The following is a 14,646-nucleotide window of genomic DNA, read 5'->3' on the forward strand; positions in this document are numbered from 1 at the left end:
CTTTTTATTAATATTTTATTGAGTTAAACGTTATTTTCGGGTGCTTAGTCACTAGAAAAAATTTCTATTAAGCTCTAAGCAGCCTCATTTAAGTCACCACCACTGAGGATAACTCTGGATCTTTACGATAATTAAGCAGGATTTCCTCTGCAATTTGCTCAATAATTCCTAGGCTAGAATCTTCAGTAATGACACCGTAATCCTCTTTTATGGCAGCTAAACGTCTTTCGACCAATTTTTTAATACTCCCATTGGGAAATAAACGGGCTAATATACGTCGCGCTTCTACCGGCCCCAAATTATGATAAAGCCGATTACGTAAACTTACGTCTTCTACCGTCGTACTAAACGCCCATAATTCGATAGGACCTAGCGTTAATGTTAACAATTGGGTATTCATCCCTTCTTTTGTCGCAAATTGCGCTAAGAAGGTAGCGCCGCCTTCACGTGGACCATGCACACGTGTTCGCAATGCAATTTTAGCGGTAGGGGACAAACCAAAGGTTTCTACTGATTTCTCAATGGATTGTGCAGGACCGGCATCCATAATATAAATCGACGTGGCGAACTCTACCATCACTTCATCAAAATCATCTAGCGATTGAGAAAGTAAAGCAATCTGGACATTCCATTTGCGGCCTTCACGCATATCCACGATCACTTGATCACGAACGGCTTTGGCTTTTGAGGTCCGATGAAATTCATCAAAGACTATACGCTTAGGGTCATCGCGCAATTCTGCAATACGTTGTTTGTGGTAGTCACGATATTGGCTGGCAATATCATTTAAATTTTCTTCACTCAAATAATAATTTCGCGCGAGTATATAACGTGCCAGCATATACATAACAGCGGTTTGTCTATCTGCTGCATCACCACCGCTTTTTGCCACCTCATCCAAATCTAATGAGACTATCCTTGCTTCACCCAAATCAAAACGCGTCACGCGTGATAAAATCGGATATTCTCGAATCGCACTGGAAATCATCCGTGCAAAGGCATTAATTAAACTTTCGCCAGTCGGCGCGGTTATTTTCCCATACAAATCTTCTATGATAGGCGTGCGACATATAGCGGCTGCATCGGCAAGTAAAGGCATTGCATAGCGTTGTGCCAACATAGCTTCATGTGGAAAACCTGAAATAAACAACGCATCCGTCACTTCCCACCAAGTCGTACGCTGATCCGCAATAAAACCCATTTCCTCTAGAATTCCATCCACTAAGGGTTCAATACCCGAAGTATACGGATAAGGCAGCCCCTCATCAGAAAGACTTTTGTAAAGTTCATCGATAACCAAACCCGCCATATCAGAAATAGCATCGTAAGGTTTAACTGCACCTAACGGCGTAGTTAATAAAGTTAAAAAATTAACTAAAAAGCTACGCTCTTGTGGTGTTGGGTAACGACAACCCAATTGCGTATCAAATGGATTAATCGAATAATCCGCTGTCATGCGCAAACGGTGATACGCCACCCAATGTCGATTCGCCACCGGTAATGCTTCGCGTAATAAAGAAATCAACCCGCTACTTGAAGGGCCGATATCAATAATGGCAATACGTGGTAAACGTTGTAAACCACCCGCCAAACAAAGCGCTAAATTTAATGTATTGGATAGTACTGATTTTCCTGAGCCAGGACGCGCGTAAATCAGATCGATCCAGGTGGTTTGTTCACTTGAACCGGGCTGAAATGGCCAAGGCTTACCATCAGGACTCCGAAATAATTGGGCACCCGTCTTCCATGGCGACGCTGGTCGTGTAATTGGTAACATATAAACGACCTGAGAAAAAGGCAGTATGGTTGGTGTGGCAACACTTTCTGCGGATATACCTAGCAGCGTTGAAGCAAGTCCACCAAAGGGATCACCAGAAACCTCAGAGACATCACAGGAACCCCAACCTTCGATGGCTTTAGCTAATTCTGCCGCGCGAGTACGTAATAAACCTATTTGTCCCTCGGGCGCCCAGGTGCATGCCGCTACGCGTAATCTCACTACCGCATCATCTGTATTAATCGCCACATATTGCAACAAATTATTGGCATCACTCAGCAAGCGATTTTGCGCTGAAGAAAAACTTAATATAGAAGCCAATGTCGATCGTAATTTAATAGTACGCAAGCCATCACTTTCTACAAAGAAAGAAATCCGCCATGGAATTCTTGCAGATAAAGTACGTTGCAATAAGGCATTGAAAGTTTTTATCTCCTTGGGTAAAAGATCAATAAAAACACAAGAATAAATTTTATCGCCAAAGCGTACGGTCCTTAAATCTAAATTCTCGGCATCACGGGGTAATACTTGGCGTGCTAAAGAGGGCCATAAAATATCAGAAATCGTATTGCGTGATCGGTCATATTCTTTCAGTGATATTTTATCGCCTGGTAATGCGGGGCGCCAATTTTTATCGGTAAAAGCAGGATCAGCTACTGAGCGAATCGCATGCAGTGCATCATGGACTTCTAATAAATTGGCCGCAATATTTAAATCCGCTAAATCATGGCGTATCGAACGGATAAATGCATCATGCGTATCACGCAAATCGGGTATGGCCGCAATGACATTTTGCGTCAACGTGGAAGGAGGAATTTTTTTTTCGCGAATAAATTTTAATTTATCTTTAGTGGAGCGCTGATGTTGTTCCGTGGTTAAGCTAGTCGGTCGTGTCCAACAAACAAAATAAACACTTTCAGAGGCACAATGCTTCGCGAGAAAATTAACTCGTTCAGCAAATAAATCATTTAACTCTAAATTTAATCGTTGACTGGTTTGCTTCCCTGGTTCTAAAATTTCTTTTATTAGGTCAGAAACAACTTGTCTATCATATTGAAATAAAACCTGCAGCGCATGACCCGAACGTGAAAGCGCAATTTGCAACGTTTGTGTTAACCCTTCGTGCAAACGCTGAAATTCAGTCGTTCCTATGAGTTGTGTCACACCTAAAATCTGAATGACCGAAATAAGCGAGCCATCATGGGCAACGAGCACACTAGGGCTATCGGCAGTTTCTAAATCGCAATAGGACTCCACTGTCTGCTTAAGTGATGTGCTCAACCAGGCAAGGAAAGAATCTATTCCATCTAAAAATGAATTTAGAAATTTAGCCATGCAAATTTTTTTATTGTAAAATAGTTGTTATTGAACGTGACCAATCTGTACTTTGATACCTAAATCCTGCTCGTGAAGGTAATAAGCGAATAGCGCTAAAAATTTTCTTGTCTAGTAAACTCTTATTTTCTGACTCAATGATAAGTTGGCCGAAAACAGCCGGTTCCTGCAATTGCGCACCCCATTCGTCTTCTATCACTTGAGCACGTAACTTTAAATTTCGATACGCATTTTGCGCTGTCTCTTTATACTTGGTTTCATTATTCATTGCTGTAAACAATAAATGACAAAAACCATTTAAATGATTTTGCGATACTTCGGGTAAATAAATTAAAATGCCTCCACCATACGTTTCGACCGATTCTAAAAAAAAGCATTGTGTGCATAAACTACAAGCGGTTACTAAATTAGACATTTTATTGTTATGATAATTTTGATCCAAGTTAATTATTTCTTGATGTTTTTTTGATTGTAAACCACAAAATTTACAAGCGAACTCATCACGTTGCCAAATTTTTTGACTAAATTCCTCAAAGCGCCGATCTAATTTACGTTGCATAAAAAGACGCCAGCCATGTGGATTTACATTTAATTTAATGGGATACATCGTTTAGGGGCCCGGCAACCCAGTCGTACCCGAAATTCCAGCTGCACCACTGGTCCCGCCAAAAATCGTATAACCGGCAATAATAAAGATATGGGGTAAAAAAATTAAAGCGGACCCGACAAATAATAAAGCAATCGGTGTTCCTATTGGAATTTGCGTAGGATTATCTTTATGTGCTTTAAACTTCAGCATCGAAGCCATAACAAAACCGATCCCAGCCATATACGCACCCGCGGTAATCAGCTTGGCTAAACCTTCAAATGATTTTGTAATCGTTAAGGCCATATCCCCTAATGTCATCACGCCATCGGCTTTACTCACTGCTGCATAACCTAAGGTAGTCAACATCACCGTTACTACGGATAGACAGCGCTGGACACTTAACCTTTTAAGCAAAACCATTTTTTTATTTTTCATGCATTTTTAAATCCTTAAATCATTCACCTACTTTAAAACACTAAATGGTAACTTTAGCATGACCTATTTCGAAGTAATTTCTGGATAGATTCTTCGGCCTTAAATTTTTGTCTGCGTTGCTGCTTAACTCTCAAGCTTCATATAATTATTATAAACTTCCTGAAAGCCCTGTCGTACCACTAACACCCCCTGCGCCACTGGTTCCACCAAAAATCGTGTACCCGGCAATACGGAATATATTCGGGAGGAAGATTAATGCGGCACCAATAAACAATAAAGCAATCGGTGTTCCAATAGGGATTTGTGTAGGATTATCTTTATGTGCTTTAAACTTCAGCATCGAAGCCATACAAAAACCAATACCCGCCATATAAGCCCCTGCCGTAATCAATTTAGCCAGTTGACCAAAAGAACCCGTAATCGTGCTAGCCACCTTGCCTAAATTATCATCTGTATCCGCAGCTAACGCTAAACTGGTATAAAAATAGACGCTCATCCACAAGGGCAATTGAGCTAAACTAGATACGCTGCGTCGAATCCGCTTAGCTTTTAGGAATTTATTCTTCATTTTACATTCTCCAAACATTCTCTATTTATAATAATGATCCACTCTAACTTATACCAAAACTGGCTTGTAACATTTCCTTTGTGCCTTCGATATTAATTGCTAAAAGCCCAGCAACAATATGTGTAACCGCTTTGCCCATCGTACTCCTCCCATTAGGATTAGATACATGGGTAAGACTCACCCAGCCTTTTATAAACGAGATAGTACCTATTAATTGAATAAAGCGCAAAACTGCCTGTGAGGCTAAGAACGTTGATAGACTACTCGCTGGCTCATAACTCATTGGATCCGTCACGCTGGTGGTCGCAAAAGTCGTTAACAGCATACTTTTAAAAGCAGTCGGTGCATACAGCAGTGCCGTGCCCGCAAAAAAGACCATCATAGTCGCTTTAAAGTTAGTTTGCACAGACATCATGGTGCGTAAATCACCGTAAACCTTTAATTGATATACTCCGCGAAAAATAAAAGCGATACCCATCAAATAAGCCAACGCGGTAATAAGACGGTAAATATTAGGAAATTGATTCGACACGGTGAGCAACATACTTTCAACATGAGCATAATGCACCCCACTGCAACCACTTAGAAACAAACAAGCTAGCAAGAATAAAGCAGGTCTCCAGGATTTCTTGATAAGATTGTTGTCACGGAATAAGTGCATGATTAATTACCTATCATCTGGGTTATAACCAATGATGGCTCCAGAACTCAAAGTAATAATTCCCTGATTAGGATCTATTGCGGTTATAACACCATATCCCGCTAATTTATCTCCCCTACCTAAAGTAAGCGTTGAACCATCCTGTAAGGTTAACCACACACGACCCGGTATGATTGCACGCACATAATAAATGGGTTTAGGTGCTAATTTTTTTCTTTCGCTTAGTTTAGTTTTAGCTTTTTGCTGTTTTTGAAAAAAAGCTTCTTGTTGAGTCCGTAATAGTTGAGTTTGTTCATTCATATCGATTAATCGCACATTGAGATCCGCTAAAGTTGATTTAATATCGCTTAATTCCGAATCAAAATCTTGGACATGCGATTGTAACTCACGCTGTTCTTTTTCAATATGATTAAACCGATTATCGAGCGCCATGTTAGCTTGCACGGCGGCTGGGATCGGCACAGCGGAATTTGGTACTTTTGCGACGGTTTTAGGTTTCGATACAACCTGCCTATGAATTAATTTATCCACTATTTTATAAATACCTAAACTTGTAAAAATAATAAATATAATTAAAAAAATATGATGACGTTGGGTCTTTTCCAAAATAGCCGATGCTGGATCTTTACTGGTTGTCCCCGAAAAATGTGGCGCTGATTCTGTTGAATCCTGAAGCTTGTATTCTTCATCAGAATTATAGTTTTTCTTATCCATTATCCCCTCATTTTACTGTGAATAGTTGTCTGTGACTGTATTAAGCATAAAAATTAACTCGTTGGTAATGCGGGTAAATCAGAAAGAAATAATATACCCACCGGTGTTCCAGAAAAAACCTTCACTGTCGGTGGCGTATTGAATAGGCTTCTTAATGCTGACGCATATTGCTGACCCACTTGACCTAAACCAACAAAAGCTCTCTCACGTGGCGATAGATTAATCGGTTGATTAGTTGGGTTAATAACCACCGCACCGGCATAAGTGTTACCATAATCTAAAAAGGATTGACCATAACCTTGGAGAAAAGCAGAAGCAAATAAAGTCCCATAACGTAACCAATAGTGATTATTGGTATCGCTGGATAAAGCGGTACGCGCGGTATTCTCATCAATAGCAACGGTACTAATCGGAACACTTTCGGATAATTTGGGTAGGGTTAAGGTATTAAAGGAAAGTAAAACCTTTTGACCTTGATTGCTTAATGCACCCATTAAACGGGCGCCTTTAAATTTGCCTTGTACAATCTCTGCAAGTACCGGTCCTGGCTCATCACTATTGACTGCCGTTAATAGTACCGCATACATAATAGTCCCTGCTTTTACGGCAGGCGCTTTGGTGTTTGCTTCTCCAGACAATGTACCCGTTAAACCATTCCCCAGTCGATTTAACTCCGGCATTCCTGCTACATATTGCTGATTGGGCGAAGTCCAAGCCGCAAAAAGCTGACTTGCTTGTGTACTCATCGAAGTTTGCATTTGTTGTTGTAATTGATCGGCTTTTTGGGCTGAAATTTGTTGCGCTTGTCTATCTAAAATGCTCCGTAATTCTGGATTAGGGTTACTCGCCGTGTCAGAGAGTAAACTAACAGCAGCATGGGTTGCTGTCTCATTATTGTTTGTTACTGACGCCGTATTTCTGTGGGGTGGTGTAATACTACCAATAGGATTACTTTGTGCATCGCGCACAACTCCACCCGCGCCTAATTTCCCTAAGGCTTTACCTTGTACGTCTCTAAGCAGGCCATCGTTACCTACACTTCCCACTAAATGGCCTTGACTATCATAAACAGGCGTACCGGGTGCAGTTGCGCCGAGTTTTCCTATAATTTCATCATGTAATCCGCGTACCAAACCATCACTATCTAACTTACCAATCACCTTTCCCTGTGTATTACGAACTTCAGCATCACTATCAAGCGTCCCTATTAATTTACCCTGATGATTGTAAACAGGTGTACCTGGAATAGCATGTCTTTTTTCATGTGTTCCTTTTAAGTAAGCATGACCAATAATTTTACCGGCTGAATTACGCACAATTCCGTTTGCATCGACTTCACCCATCACATTTCCTGCGGCATCTCTTAACTTACCATCGGCACCAAGCGTACCCAGCAAATGACCTTCGGAATCATAAACAGGAGCACCTATCATGTTAACACCCGTTTTACCGATAATATCGCCCTCAGAATTACGAACAGTGCCATCCGCATCGACTTCACCAATAATATGACCGTTGGCATCTCTTAATTTACCATCGGCATCCACCGTACCGATCAGATGGCCTTTTTTACCATAGGCTGGAATAACAATGCTGGCTTTGGGAACAACCACTTTACCAATCACTGCCCCTTTTAGATTACGTACAATACCATCAGGGCCCACTATGCCTATCACACGACCTTTTGCATCCCTGACTTTTCCATCTCGATCTACCGTACCTATTAACCGACCCGCCAGATCATAAATAGGATCGCCCATCGCCGGGACTGCAGCACTACCGATAACCGTTCCATCTTCTGATCGGACTAAACCATCAGGACCTACTTGGCCGATAATTTGTCCATTCCTATCTCGTACCTTACCATCCATACCAAGATGACCAATAACTTTTCCTTGTGCGTTATAAATTAATGTTCCCGATTTTAATTGACTCGGTTGCAGAGATAAACTGGCCGCTGTCGACTGTATACCCGCACATGCCATATATTTTGCGCAGGCCTCACACGGTGAACTGACCATTGGGCAAGGTAAACCACCATTTTGATTAAACTGATTAGAGTCGAGTAAAGTGGGGATAGAACTCGCACCCGTTTTTTCAGCGATAGCCGCTTGTTCAAGATTTTGTTGGGCTTGCAAACGTTGGTAATCCGCGGGGGGTGATTGCTTTAATCCACCAGGAACTGATTCAATATTGGGGGACCCTTTCAGCTGTATCGAAGTATCTTCGACGGATGTTTTTTTATTCGTAAAATGCATAAATCCATATAAAAAACCAAATACAAGGATGCACGCTGTTACTAGAATAATGCTACGTGTACGGATATTTTTAAATAAATTGGCAATATTTTGCAATTGAAGTTTCATAAATTTTTTTAAAATCCTTCAACTTTTAATTGGATAGACTGTCCATCTTCAAAACCCAAAATAAGGGGTGTTTTGGGCATTTCATAGGCCTTCATGCCATCTGGACTCGACATCGTAGCAATCCAGGCGGGTGAAATTAAGGTTAAACGTGTTCGCAAATAAAGATGATCACCCGCCAACCAAGCTTGAGCAAGGCCTCCTGAAATTTTTAATGCGGTATTTCCTGGGGGTGGAACACCTTCTAAGATATTTAATAAGGCTGGATCAGCGCTTTGCGGTAGATTTCTTCCTAAGAGTGCTTTTGCATTAGGACCATTGCCAGGAACACGTAAATCCACTCGGTAATCTACCGCTTTTTGACCCGAAATCAGTGTCACCATCACCGGTGTTTCTAAACCACGTAACTGTACCGCAAGATTTCCAACGTTATATAAGGAAGTCGCTTGTATCATCAACAAATTACTTTTTTTATCCCATTGGATATTAAATGCTTGTGGATTACCAATATCATAATTGTCCACAGGCCAGGATTGACCGGTTGAGTCAAGAAACGCGAGTGTCGTCACATAACCTTCGGCTAAACGGATAACCGTCGGTGTCGCACCAGGTTCTAACTTCACATATTGAGATGAAATAGTAGGCCGCGGTGGCGTGCCAGGTGTTGTAGCAGCAGCCGCTTGGGTTTGATTAAAAAGTCCTCTTAAGCGTTTTATTTGTTCCGGCGACATCGGTAACATCGTTTGCGCCATCGACCCAAATGCCGCTTTATTAAGGGATTGTATCGAAACAGACGCTTTATCGTTATCAGCACTTGCCTCTACTGAATTGCTAGCGGAAGAAGAATCTTGTTTAGCTGAATTTTCTGCCGCTGCAAACGACACCGCCGAAATGCTGATTAAGACTATCAGTGCTAAAAAGTTAAAAATAGTGCGAAACTTTCTTTTTTGATCAGTAAAAAAATACATACTTGTTAACCGGTTATTCCCCCGCCTCCCGATACAATAAATTGCGCAATACCGATACCACGTGGCGATGTTAACGTCGAAACTCGAACGATTAACATCGTGACTGTCACGGCTTGTTGAGAAAACTGACTGGCGCTTTGGAAAGTAATGAGCATCGGAATTTGCACTTTCCAAGTATAACGACCTGCTAATAAACCTTGTTCTAATATGACTGGAACACCTGTCGCCACAGCCGAGACAATTAATTTTTTACTAATCACGGCTTGCAAATTATTCGAACTTTTTATCGCCGAAAAAAACATTTGTTTTCCTTCTGGCGTAAAATAATCAGCCGCTTGTTGTAGCGCTTGTCGATAATTAACGAAGTTATAACTATAGGCTGCCGTTGCTGCGGTATTAGACCATTCCAATACGGCAGCATTGCTTAAATTCGGTTGCGAAAAAGGCACCAAAGGAACAACACGACCATCACTACTGGTTGCAAAATAACGGGGTGCCGGCGGATGTGTCACGATATAAAATAAGGCGCCCGCTAAAATTAATATAACAAAAAAACTAAACATTAAAGCGGCGACAACTTTTCTATAATTATCCCGATAAAATTCGTTACGTAACTTAACGACTTGTAGGGCATCTTCTTTCATGGTCATCTCAATTTTAAAATTATTTTTATTAAATTAAGTACGCATATCGCTTGAGGATTCGAATGAAACTAAACGTGTTAACTTTCCGTCTTGAGAACTTGCATAAAAATCAGGTGTAGGAGAAAAGACAGTTAAATAAATGACTAGTGCACTTAATATCAAAATTATAAATAAAGTGAGTAACAGCGCACTACAAACACGGTTGTAATTATCCCGATAAAAACCTTTACGCGATTTAAGCAACTCAATTCGATTCCCCACTATGACCTCTTTTTGTCTAATTTGGTCTTATTTCAACGAACTATAACTCAATACTAGGCGAAAAAGCTAGTTTTAAATACATCATTTAATTTCCCAAAAAAAGGTTTTTTAGGGTTGTTTATCGTTTCATTTCCTAAATTTTATTAGCCCCCTCGCTTCTTTTTTTCACTCGCTATCTTCAGGACGCAAATGGCGCGTTCTAATCTCAGTTGACAAAATTTTCGGTTGATCGCCATCAAATCTCACTCCTCGCTCATCGCTTTGGTCTCCTCTATCCCAAGCTCGAGCGACAATAATTCGTACATTCAAACCCTGTTCTAATAGATAATTTTGGATAGTTATAGCTTGTTGTCTCGCTAAATCTGAGGTTTCATACTGTAAATCTCCTGTCGGATTAAATGTCAGCACATCAATTCCTAAATTTTTTCGTTGGTTGAGCAAGGTGACTAGTCGGTTTAATGTAGGATAAGCACTAACTTTTAATTTAGAAGTATTCTTAATGAAAAAACGGGAATTAGGGAGAGTTAATCGCAACTCATCTCCTACTTCAAGTCTACGCACACCTTCTTTGCTAATAGCATTTAATAAATTAGCCTGTTGCGCAGCTGGGCTTAGTGATTTTTTAGGCGTGCTCGTACAAGCTGAAAGCAACAAAAAAATAAATAATAAAAAAATTCGATTTTTCATACATTAACTCGACTATGCATCTGACTTTTCCTCACGGGAGACCCGTTCTTTCTTAATAGCTAACAACAATTTATTCACATCTTTAGCCAGCTCTGCTCCTGGTAATATAGGATGAAGTGCCGGTGGATAATGGGTTGCTAACGCCATATCTTGAACAATTTCCGCAGCGATACTATTGGCATGTTTTTCAAATTTACCGGATACTTTTTCTATCACCGCTACTAATTTTTGTGTTATCGATCGTTTTAAAAATGCCGCGTTAAATTGATCCGGATTATCCACCGTCATCAAACTCGCTAATTGCGGTGTGACGGTTAATGGGGTGAACACATTTAATTCATTGTCAGGTAATGTTTCTTCTGTCTCAATGACTGTTTCTTCTTTACTGGCCTCTATAGGTTGATCTAAAACTAATAAAGCAGGCACTGCTGCTTTAATAGGATTGAGTTCAGGATGTTCGGATAAAGTTTGTGCCAACCTAGTAATAATGGTTGATTCATCAAGTTTAGTCAGTGAAAATTGTGCTTTGTCTGTCACTTTCCGAAAGTTTTGTAGGCGTGATTGCAAATCTAACAAATAGCGATTAGTTGGCAGACCTACTTTTAAAAATTGATTCAGTCTCATGCGGGCCACTGGACGTGGATTCGCATAAAATAATCGTGCGCGAATAATCTTAGATTTAAATAAAATGTGTGCTTCTCCTTCACGCTGTTCTTTTAAATCAAGTAAATCGATACGTGCCCGCTTTTCTGAAGAAGCGCTACGTGTATCCGCATAATTATTCATCACACTTTCAGCGCGGGTTTGAAAAGCATCTACTTTAGTAACCCAAGCCTCGCCTGCACTTTTTGAAAAAAAGTCCCACGTTTCTAATGGATCTTCCAATTTCATACAAAGTTTAATATTACAGTTTGCCCCTATCGATGCCGCTTCTTCTTTAGACGCTTTTTGAAAAGCGGGCAAATCTTGTCCTGCAAAAACGATGGAAAACCCTAATGAACGGGCTTGAGCAGGAACGACAGCAAACCCAGGGACTGCGTAATAGCCATATTCATCGAGCACACACAAGTAAGGCGTTAAAGAGTTAGTAGGCTTACGCTCAATAATATCTCGGTAATCCCCTTCGACTTCCTCCCCTAAACCCGCGGCTAACATTGCTTTTAAAGAAGCAATGATCACTTTACCTAGATTAGATAATTCATCCGGTGATTTTTCAAAAGCAGGCAATAAGACCAACAGAATGCGGCGATTGAGTACGACGTCTTTTAAATCCACTTCTGCCAAATTCGTTCGTAAAATATGGCCATAGGTATCGGCTAAGGAACCAAAAACACGCGTTAACTGCATGGTAATAAATCCATGTTGCTCCAAAACTTGTGAAACTTGTTTTCCTTTTTTGGATTTATCATAGCCAGGCAAGTTAATCAGATAATTAGTAATCGGTTCCAATACAACTTCAGGAACATCAATTAAGCTCAAAGGTTCTTGACCATCACGTGGAAATATTTTATCGATAACGATATTTTCTACTCGTGTTAACTCAAAATAATTACGTACCACATTAACATCTAATAGAATTCCACCTTGATCACGGATATAAACTAATAATTTCATTAACGCTTCAACAAATACGATGGCTCTACCTTTCCACATATCACCATCCGGTGTATTACTACTCGCATCCATTAAGCTGACGACCAACTGAGATAACATACTCGAAGAGCCATTAGCAAAAGGATTCATCGTATTTGACAACCGTTTTTCTTGTGGTCCAACAATATCCCGCGCACCAGTCATAAAATTGACTACAAGAATATCGTCTTCACGACCCATGGAACGTGCCATCGAGAAAACTTTAGCAAATAAGCTGTTATCTCCTTTGCCATCCACGTAAATAAATCCACTGCCCTGTACCAATGCATTAAAGGCTAAGGATATTAACGCTTCAGTTTTACCACTTCCGGTAGAACCAAAGATCAAACAGTGTGTCCGCATGTCATCGTTGCTAAACCATAACTCTTCGCCGCTAGATATTTCATTACCAAACAAGCAAATACCGCGTGCTTTTTGTGGTTTATTCGTTCCGGCTTTTAAATCATTATGGTCTAATTGATGTGAACGTTGTGGCATCCGAAACGGTAAGCTGGTTTTACGTGTATACGCATAAAAAAACGACAGGATACCCAGTAGAAAGATAAGATCGGCAATTGCTGGAATAAAAAAAGCACCTGAAGCGAAACCTACTAATAAAATCGTAACGGCCTGAGGATTTTTGAAAAAATCGACAAAACGCTGAGAGAGCGTACGCGTATCTCGTAATAATCGACGCGGATCTTGTTCGTGTTTTTGTTCTAAACCACGTGCTATCGCTACCATACCTTACTCAACTCTAATATATTATTTGAAGCAAAGTTTTCTTAATCTATGTTTAACCTGATCCAAGAACATTTTACACGTCTTCAGCATCAGGAATATAAAGTATGTCTTTAATCGCGGCTTCCAAACCATTCACTGCTTCTTCTACCATAGGAACCATCAGTCTTCTACCCATCGCACGTTCAACATTCCAGTGTGCAAAGGGTCCGCTCACTTCTGAAAAAGCGGTTTGACGACCGACTGAATTTAACATAAACCACAATAATCGATCCGTGGGTTTAAGCCACAAAAAATCTGCACTCGCCAAAACACCTTCTTTTCTTGCTAATTCTAACATCGAGGCCATGACTGTTAAAACATAAGCATGACTATACATCACACGTTGAACTAGTTTATTATTTTTATGTTTTTCTAATAAGGCATCCACGCCCGAAAAATCAAGCCGCCCGCTAGTTGTCGACTCTGCAATTTGTAATAATAATTTCAATGCACCATCGCGATCACGATTGGCTCTGGCAGCAAAGACAGCAAACAATGCCTTAGTCGCTGGTTTTAAGTAGTGAATACCTTGCCAATACTCGCCACATTGCATGACAAATACGTGGTGTGCCGCCTCTCTTTTTATACTCACTGTCCGTTGATTATGTTTCTTTGCTGCCATAGTCATGGAGGAAATGATTTTTTCTTCGTGTAATAATTTATATTTTTTGGCAAATTGCATCGGTGATAATGCCATCGCCCAAGGACCTTTATCAATATCTTCCTTAACTAAATCAAGTTTAATGACCGGGGAAATTTGTGGCCAATTTTTCCTTTCTGCTGCTGCGAGCGTGTCCATATTATAAAGTTTTTTAAATTGTAGATTAATATGACTAAAATAAATAATTAACGCTAATGCGACGAGGATCACAATAATCGGATAACGTAAATAATTACCAACCTCACGACTGATATCTAACAGTTGTGGAAAAGGTATTTGCGCGGGAATTAGATGGTGAATACTTACCGGAAGTTGCGCCATAGAAGGCAAGACGAATGCAATTAAACGCGACTCCCAAAATTTAATTTGTAATATAAAAGCAACAATTTGAGTATGAAAAAAAGCCCAAAACAACCATCCTAAAAGAAAGACACATAAAATAATCCATAATGGAGCAAGTGAGTTATCTCCGGATTGCTGTTGTTGTGCGGGAGCGGCCATAATAATTATTTATTTTTTTGTATACTCTTCATAATTGAATTTATGCCTGTGCTGCCTCAACCCACAA

General features: G+C 40.2%; 12 protein-coding genes. All 12 read right to left on the reverse strand.

Features of this window, described 5'->3' with window-relative positions; translation table 11 throughout:
- Window positions 1-88 precede the first annotated feature (88 nt).
- The 12 genes from A1D18_RS03125 to icmP all read right to left on the reverse strand — a co-directional run bounded on the left by A1D18_RS03125 (window position 89) and on the right by icmP (window position 14,579).
- Window positions 89-3,112, reverse strand: a complete 3,024-nt coding sequence (locus A1D18_RS03125) for a type IV secretion protein IcmB (protein ID WP_071662361.1) — start codon at window positions 3,110-3,112, stop codon at window positions 89-91.
- Between the two features lie 10 nt (window positions 3,113-3,122).
- On the reverse strand, window positions 3,123-3,719 hold the full coding sequence (gene icmJ / locus A1D18_RS03130) for a type IVB secretion system protein IcmJDotN (RefSeq protein WP_071662362.1): 597 nt from the start codon (window positions 3,717-3,719) through the stop codon (window positions 3,123-3,125).
- A 3-nt stretch (window positions 3,720-3,722) separates the two neighbouring features.
- Window positions 3,723-4,136, reverse strand: a complete 414-nt coding sequence (locus tag A1D18_RS03135) for a type IV secretion protein IcmD (RefSeq protein ID WP_071662363.1) — start codon at window positions 4,134-4,136, stop codon at window positions 3,723-3,725.
- A 148-nt stretch (window positions 4,137-4,284) separates the two neighbouring features.
- Window positions 4,285-4,632, reverse strand: coding sequence for a type IV secretion protein IcmD (locus tag A1D18_RS03140; protein ID WP_245756778.1), 348 nt, complete (start codon window positions 4,630-4,632; stop codon window positions 4,285-4,287).
- A 115-nt stretch (window positions 4,633-4,747) separates the two neighbouring features.
- Window positions 4,748-5,365, reverse strand: coding sequence for a hypothetical protein (locus A1D18_RS03145; protein ID WP_071662365.1), 618 nt, complete (start codon window positions 5,363-5,365; stop codon window positions 4,748-4,750).
- Window positions 5,366-5,371: 6 nt separating this feature from the next.
- The gene (locus A1D18_RS03150) at window positions 5,372-6,079 is read right to left on the reverse strand and encodes a hypothetical protein (protein WP_071662366.1); all 708 of its coding nucleotides are present in this window, start codon (window positions 6,077-6,079) and stop codon (window positions 5,372-5,374) included.
- A 53-nt stretch (window positions 6,080-6,132) separates the two neighbouring features.
- Complete coding sequence (locus A1D18_RS03155; RefSeq protein ID WP_071662367.1) at window positions 6,133-8,445, reverse strand: 5-fold beta-flower protein; 2,313 nt, start codon at window positions 8,443-8,445, stop codon at window positions 6,133-6,135.
- Between the two features lie 8 nt (window positions 8,446-8,453).
- Entirely contained in the window at window positions 8,454-9,410 is a 957-nt protein-coding gene (locus tag A1D18_RS03160) for a DotH/IcmK family type IV secretion protein (protein ID WP_071662368.1), read from the reverse strand.
- A gap of 5 nt (window positions 9,411-9,415) precedes the next feature.
- Window positions 9,416-10,054, reverse strand: coding sequence for a type IVB secretion system apparatus protein IcmL/DotI (locus A1D18_RS03165; RefSeq protein ID WP_071662369.1), 639 nt, complete (start codon window positions 10,052-10,054; stop codon window positions 9,416-9,418).
- A gap of 426 nt (window positions 10,055-10,480) precedes the next feature.
- Window positions 10,481-11,002: an OmpA family protein gene (locus tag A1D18_RS03175; protein WP_071662371.1), complete on the reverse strand. Its 522-nt coding sequence runs from the start codon at window positions 11,000-11,002 to the stop codon at window positions 10,481-10,483.
- 12 nt (window positions 11,003-11,014) lie between these two features.
- The gene (locus tag A1D18_RS03180) at window positions 11,015-13,378 is read right to left on the reverse strand and encodes a TraM recognition domain-containing protein (RefSeq protein WP_071662372.1); all 2,364 of its coding nucleotides are present in this window, start codon (window positions 13,376-13,378) and stop codon (window positions 11,015-11,017) included.
- Window positions 13,379-13,451: 73 nt separating this feature from the next.
- On the reverse strand, window positions 13,452-14,579 hold the full coding sequence (gene icmP, locus A1D18_RS03185) for a type IVB secretion system coupling complex protein DotM/IcmP (protein ID WP_071662373.1): 1,128 nt from the start codon (window positions 14,577-14,579) through the stop codon (window positions 13,452-13,454).
- Window positions 14,580-14,646: the final 67 nt, after the last annotated feature.

Source organism: Candidatus Rickettsiella isopodorum (assembly GCF_001881495.1).
In the GTDB taxonomy this organism is placed as follows: domain Bacteria; phylum Pseudomonadota; class Gammaproteobacteria; order Diplorickettsiales; family Diplorickettsiaceae; genus Aquirickettsiella; species Aquirickettsiella isopodorum.

Coding starts and splice junctions, on each gene's coding strand:
- A1D18_RS03125 (WP_071662361.1), bottom strand. CDS start 3,112: ATGGCTAAATTTCTAAATTCATTTTTAGATGGAATAGATTCTTTCCTT.
- icmJ (WP_071662362.1), bottom strand. CDS start 3,719: ATGTATCCCATTAAATTAAATGTAAATCCACATGGCTGGCGTCTTTTT.
- A1D18_RS03135 (WP_071662363.1), bottom strand. CDS start 4,136: ATGAAAAATAAAAAAATGGTTTTGCTTAAAAGGTTAAGTGTCCAGCGC.
- A1D18_RS03140 (WP_245756778.1), bottom strand. CDS start 4,632: ATGAGCGTCTATTTTTATACCAGTTTAGCGTTAGCTGCGGATACAGAT.
- A1D18_RS03145 (WP_071662365.1), bottom strand. CDS start 5,365: ATGCACTTATTCCGTGACAACAATCTTATCAAGAAATCCTGGAGACCT.
- A1D18_RS03150 (WP_071662366.1), bottom strand. CDS start 6,079: ATGGATAAGAAAAACTATAATTCTGATGAAGAATACAAGCTTCAGGAT.
- A1D18_RS03155 (WP_071662367.1), bottom strand. CDS start 8,445: ATGAAACTTCAATTGCAAAATATTGCCAATTTATTTAAAAATATCCGT.
- A1D18_RS03160 (WP_071662368.1), bottom strand. CDS start 9,410: ATGTATTTTTTTACTGATCAAAAAAGAAAGTTTCGCACTATTTTTAAC.
- A1D18_RS03165 (WP_071662369.1), bottom strand. CDS start 10,054: ATGAAAGAAGATGCCCTACAAGTCGTTAAGTTACGTAACGAATTTTAT.
- A1D18_RS03175 (WP_071662371.1), bottom strand. CDS start 11,002: ATGAAAAATCGAATTTTTTTATTATTTATTTTTTTGTTGCTTTCAGCT.
- A1D18_RS03180 (WP_071662372.1), bottom strand. CDS start 13,378: ATGGTAGCGATAGCACGTGGTTTAGAACAAAAACACGAACAAGATCCG.
- icmP (WP_071662373.1), bottom strand. CDS start 14,579: ATGGCCGCTCCCGCACAACAACAGCAATCCGGAGATAACTCACTTGCT.